4 protein-coding genes are annotated in these 5,103 nt (G+C 59.9%); 2 read left to right on the top strand and 2 right to left on the bottom strand.

All coding sequences use genetic code 11. The annotated features are described in order from the left end of the window. A partial coding sequence (locus tag AC2VNM_RS02050) for a PD-(D/E)XK nuclease domain-containing protein (RefSeq protein ID WP_486912773.1) occupies positions 1–1,082 on the top strand: 1,082 nt, incomplete at its 5' end. Positions 1,083–1,125: 43 nt separating this feature from the next. On the opposite strand, the gene AC2VNM_RS02045 is transcribed toward AC2VNM_RS02050, so the two are convergent. Together AC2VNM_RS02045 and AC2VNM_RS02040 are read right to left on the bottom strand one after the other, a co-directional pair. Then, a complete protein-coding gene (locus AC2VNM_RS02045; protein WP_486912772.1) occupies positions 1,126–2,679 on the bottom strand; it encodes a glycosyltransferase family 4 protein in 1,554 nt (517 codons plus the stop codon). Between the two features lie 88 nt (positions 2,680–2,767). Further along, positions 2,768–4,552, bottom strand: a complete 1,785-nt coding sequence (locus AC2VNM_RS02040) for an HAD-IIIC family phosphatase (RefSeq protein WP_483189463.1) — start codon at positions 4,550–4,552, stop codon at positions 2,768–2,770. Positions 4,553–4,811: 259 nt separating this feature from the next. On the opposite strand from AC2VNM_RS02040, the gene AC2VNM_RS02035 reads away from it, so the two are divergent. Continuing rightward, positions 4,812–5,103, top strand: a 292-nt coding sequence (locus AC2VNM_RS02035) for an AAA family ATPase (protein ID WP_486912771.1), incomplete at its 3' end; no start/stop codon positions are given.

Genomic DNA, 5,103 nt, shown 5'->3' with positions numbered 1-5,103 from the left:
ACCTCTACAGCGTCCTCAAGGGCCGCGACGCCGACCTGCGCTTCGTCTTCCTCACCGGGGTGTCCAAGTTCAGCAAGGTTTCCATCTTTTCCGGGCTGAATAACCTCAACGACATCACCATCGATGCCCGCTACAGCACCCTCTGCGGCTATACCGAGGCGGACCTGGACAGCGTCTTCGCACCAGAGTTTACCGCTGCCGCCGAGGCCGGCCGGCCTCTGGACCGCACCGAGGTGCAGCGCTGGTACAATGGCTACGCTTGGGGCGCAGAGTCGGTCTATAACCCTTTCGATCTGCTACTCTTGTTCGATAAACGCGAATTTCGCGCCCACTGGTTCGAGACCGGCACACCCACCTTCCTGGTCAACTGGCTCCAGGAAAAGGGCTTCTTCACCCCGCGGCTCGAGAGGATGCTCGCCGATGATGACCTTCTGTCCGCCTTTGATGTCGACTGGATTGCGCCCGAAGCGATGCTCTGGCAGACCGGGTATCTGACCATTGCTGAGCGCCTCAACACCCCACAGGGCGGGCTGTATCGGCTGCGCTTGCCAAACCATGAGGTGCGCACGGCCCTGAACCGGGCATTACTCAATAGCTGGATGCCCGATGCTGGACGTGCCACCGTAAACGCGGCACTCGCGCTCTATCAAATATTGGCTAAAGGCGACATCGCCGCCCTGCAGGCGCACTTCGAGCGCCTCTTTGCGTCCATTCCGCATGACTGGTACCGCAACAACCCCATTGCCCGCTACGAGGGCTATTTCGCCAGTGTCTGCTACAGCCATCTGGCCAGCCTGGGGGTGGAAATCATCGCCGAGGATGTCATGAACGAGGGTCAATGCGATCTGACCGTCAAACATGGCGGCACCGCCTGGGTCTTCGAGTTCAAGGTGGCCGATGATCCTGAAAAGGCGAGCACCGAAAGGAATAGCGCCATGGCGCAACTCCAGGCCAGGGACTACGCCGCCAAGTATCGCGGCGCGCCGGGCATCGCTCAGGTCATCGAGGTCGGCGTGGAGTTCTCGCGCCAAGAGCGGCGCATCGTCAGCTGGCAGGCGGAGCTATCCGCGCCGCTTGCCTGAGTCACTTATTTCTGGGATTCCCGTCCCCCAATGGCATATGGCACTACGACGCCCGCCCGCGCGAAACCACTCGCTGCAGGAACGCTTCCCACTGGGGTAGTATGCGTTCAGGCAGGTAGCGTTCACTGTGACGGACCCCTTGGGCACGCAGGGCCTCCCGCCGCGCCTCTGCCTCGCCACCATAAAGCAAAGGGCGCAAGGTAGCCACCAGGCTGGCGGTGTCATAGGGATCGAAGTATTCCGTGGCCGCGCCATAGACCTCGCGATGCACTGGGATGTCGGACGCCACCGTCACGCCACCGCAGCGCATGGCCTCGATGCCGGAAAAATCAAATCCCTCGCCCACGCTCGGGCAGACCGTCACCAGGGCCTGGCGAAAGAGCAGACGCAGGTTGTCGCTCGGAACATTTTGCAGAAGAAAAAGGCTTCCCTCCTCCAGCCACGGAAGCATGGCGTCCAGCGCCTGCTCGTAGTCCCAGCCGATATGCCCCACTAGAATCAGGCGCAGCTCCGGATCTTCGGCATGGAGCGCCTCCCAGGCCGCCAGCAGGCGCCCATGATTCTTACGCGGTTCGATAGTGGACACCATCAGCAGAAACCGTGCACCGGGCCCCAGGGTGCGCTGCAGAAATTCTGCCCGCGCCTCCTCCGACCTAAAGCGACGGTGCAGGACCCAGGTTTTCAGCGGCTTTTTGCCCACAAACTCTACATGACTATAGCGGCGCACGATACCGGGGATTCGCTCAGGCTCCGGCTCGGTTGGCCGATAATGTGACGGAATCATGTTGTATAAGGTAGCAGAGCGCGCCTCGGCGCTGGGAAAGAGGCGCAAGAGATCCTGCCGAGTGGTTTCGGACACACAGGCAAACCACGCCCCATCTCTCACGTTGGCCGCCAGCGCATGGTAGTGGCTGGCCTGATGGAAAGCGCGATCAGAGATGGTATGGGGCATGAGTACCGGGATGGCATCGTGATAGTGCACCACCAACTCCGTCCCTCGGCGTACCCGCCCAGGGAAAGGCGTCTGCGCAATCAGGACATCTGCACCGCGGGTATCGACACGCGGATAGCGAGAGCGGCCCAGCACCTGTGCCCGCTCGATTCCGGCCAGATGCATCCAGCGCCAGGGTTCGGCACAGACACGATAGCGACTGTGCCGTAGTACCCGCTCGCGCTCGGAGGCCGGCAGGCTCCGGCCAAATAACTCCTGCCATAGATAATCCGCAAAGGGACCGCCATCAAACTGCCCCACGGCAATATATCCACTCAACCAGGTCCGCCAGCGCAGGCGCAGGTCCGCGCCCTGCTCCTGCAGCCATTCGGCCACCGTCGTTTTCCAGTCGAAGGAGGTTTGCCCCTTGAGTGACACCAGCACCTGCGAAGCGCGCTGGATCTGGTCGCCCGTATCGCCCGCAGAACGACCATACACACCACCGCGCAGGCGACGCTTGGACATCTGCAAGAAGCCAGCCAAATCCAAATTGTCCAGGCCTGCCAACGCGCTGAACAGCAAACGGGTTTCCTGGGGAATGCCGTAAAAGCCGTCCAGAGCGGGACGCAATTCCATCCAAACGGAGAGCGGCGAAGAGTCTTTCAAATGGACACCTTTTACTTAGCCAATTCATCAAAATCAGAGCGAGAAACACATCTTGCCAGCCCGAGAAAGGATGAGCAAAGCATATCGTTCATGCCAAAGCGCCAATATGTTCCGGCCATTCAGGAAGCATGTGCAGCACCCATCCCTCCCCGCCCTCCTCCGGCGCAAAGTGACGCTCCAGAAACTGACGCGCCGTAGCATTGCGACCGGTGTCCTGCCAGTCCGCCCGCAGCGGCTCCGGTGGCGGGTTTTTGGCCACCATCTGCGCCAGAAAGGCATCTTCCAGCCCCAGGCCAAAGACCCGGCAGGAAAGCACCATCTGCCGCAAGCGCCCTGACTGAATCAACGCAACGCCAACAATGCCATGTTCGGCAAAACGATCTGCCGCGCGCAAGATCCACAGTCGTCCACCGTCTCCATCAAAACGCCGCAGCTCCGCAGCGCTCCAACGCCGCCCCGTGGTATTGAATTGATTGGTGCGGTTGATGAGCTCCACGGCCCGGTCAAAAGCCTTGTCATCGGCATGAATCGAGCGAATCTCCGCCCGGAGTTGCAAATCCCGTAGGTAGCCCTCGCGATCGGATGCCGTGGCCGCCATCTGCTCGCGTTGGACTTTAGCCTGCAACAATTCGGTACGCTGCGCCGCCTCTTCGCTCAGCCGGGGAACCTGCGTGGGAACGCCGTAGATCAGCTCCATGCGCCAACGGTGTGGATCGCCGCTCAGAGTGCGCATCTGGGGAAAGGCGCGCTGCACCTCGGCAATCTCCAGTGGGTTGTCGTCAATGAACAGGGCATGCTCAGGCAGGATGTTGAGTTCCGCCAGAATCTCGCGGATATTCTCGGATTTGGGCCGCCAGTTAATACGAATACTGGCAAAATCATCCAGCCGCAGCCGCCCGTACCAGACCTTATCAAAATTGATGCGGGTTTGCGCGTCATCGTTCTTGGAACAGATGGCGAGCAGAATTCCCCGCTGCTTGCAGATTAGCAGTGCCTCAGCGTAGCCAATCGGCCAGCCCTCGGTATGATCACCGGGAACGAGCTCGTCCATCTCCGCCAGCACGCCCTTCCACAGGGTATTGTCCAGATCCGTGATGATCGCCTTGATGGGCTGCTGTCGATCCGCTGCCAATGCCTCCAGCATCGCCTCGATACGTGCAAATAATGCAGAGTAAAAAGCAGTTTTTTTCGTGTGACGCAGGCCAGCATGAGCAAAGCAAAGATCATAGCCGTCGTAAATCCGCAGATCTCCGTGGCGACGCAGAAGGTCGTTGGTTTCCAGATAAAAAACCCCATTCTGGCCAGTCGCAGTCACGCTCAAGTGATCGTTCAGGTCACGCGCCATGCGATAGAGACTTTGGGGACTGCGCGCCTGAAAGAGGCCGGTTTCGCTCGGCGGCGGCTCGACAAAGGAAGGCAGCAAAACCGGAAAACGACCATCTACGCCTTCTATCACGTTTTGCAGGAGCTCCCGCAATATTTCCTTGGCAATCGGCAAAGACTCCTCTGCTGGCAAAGAACGCAAGGCCAGCCGATCCGCGTCATGAAAACCCAACAGGCGTTGCGCCGCCTGCCCCATCACCGTGCGCAACGAAAGCGCCAGGATCAGCGCATCATAGGACTTCCCGGCGGGGATTTGTGGACGCTCATGTAAACCCGACTGATAGAGAACGTGCTCCACCTGCCAATCCGGGAGCGCTCCGCGGGCCAGCGCTTCGGCGATGCAGCCTCCCCAGAGGAGTATAGAAAAACCCCGGCTCGGCCTGTCACCTTGCTCCAGGGCAGCGAGAAAGGCTTGGTGGCTTGTGGAAGTCTTGGGTTGGCCACGAAGACCAACAGCCATCCAGGACACGCCCGGCAAGAAACGTTTCATTCTTTCCATCTTGCCGCGGCAAGACGATCGGCGCAAAGGACGTGTTCGAAAAGCCAAGTGCTCCCCGAGCGCCACAGCGAGTGAATGAAGATCGCCTCCCGGCTCATGTATGTCTCAGTGTCAGAAGTAGCGGTGCCAATGGTAACAAGAGCCAAGCATCGAGCATAGAAAGTACTGCGGCCTCATCCCTCCCTTCCCTCTGCGCAAAACTTCTTGCAGAATCAGGAGTATTCTCATCAGGTTCCGGAGTCTTCCGCACATGAGCACCCGCCACCAGTTGCCCATCGGCATCCAGACCTTTCGTCAGGTCCGGGACGAAGGCTGCTACTACGTCGACAAAACCCCCTTGATTGCGAAACTGGCCGAGGGTGGCAAGGCATTTTTCCTTTCTCGCCCGCGCCGCTTCGGCAAGTCGCTCTTTCTCGATACCCTGGCCGAGGCCTTTGCCGGCAATCGGGTACTCTTTGAGGGCGGCGAGGCGGCAATTGCCCTGGGCGCCGAGCCCAAGGCCGCCGATCGCTCGCGCCTGTACTTGGCCGATCATTGGGACT

The sequence above is a fragment of the Acidithiobacillus sp. TH-A67 genome (assembly GCF_057473545.1).
Note: the sequence above shows the minus strand (reverse complement) of the source record. Positions and strands in the feature narration are given on the sequence as shown.